Source organism: Pseudomonas proteolytica, assembly GCF_007858275.1.
Taxonomy (GTDB): domain Bacteria; phylum Pseudomonadota; class Gammaproteobacteria; order Pseudomonadales; family Pseudomonadaceae; genus Aquipseudomonas; species Aquipseudomonas proteolytica.
In genome coordinates, this window is record NZ_VFEV01000096.1 from 1 (window position 1) to 618 (window position 618).

1 pseudogene is annotated in these 618 nt (G+C 59.4%); it reads left to right on the forward strand.

The features are described from left to right. Nucleotides 1-618 (forward strand): annotated as a pseudogene (locus FIV38_RS29835) (RHS repeat protein); the annotation flags it as partial.

Here is a 618-nt window from a genome sequence, read left to right on the forward strand (position 1 = left end):
GCTTGGTGGCGCTGTTTCCGGGGGATGACGAGCCTACCGCCTACGAGTATGAGCATGGTTTCGTACGGGTCATGCGCCGGGGTGCGGCGGTCTGGAAGTACCAGCGTAATGATCAGGGCGATATCACACGCCAGACTGATCCTGATGGCAATGTCACCGAGTACAGCTATGACAAGCGGGGGCAGTTGCTGGCTGTCTGGTATCCGGACCACAGCTGTCAGCGCCTGATCTGGAATGACCTTGGGCAGTTGGTTGGGGAGCAACTGCCCAATGGCGGCGTGCGGCGTTATCGCTATGACGACCTGGGCCGGCAGATTGCCCGTGAAGATGAACATGGCGCCCTGACCCAGTATCAGTGGGACGCGGTAGGCCGACTGCTCAAGGTGGTATTGCCGGACGGCGCCACCCGCGCATTGAGCTACAACCCCTACGGAAAAATCACCGCCGAGCGCGATGAACTGGGGCGTGTGACCCGGTATGAATATGCCGATGGACTGCACCTGATCAGTCGTCGGATCAACCCCGACGGTTCTCAACTCAAATACCGCTACGACAACACCCGCCTGCTGCTGACCGAAATCGAAAACGAGTCAGGCGAACGCTATCAACTGGCGTACC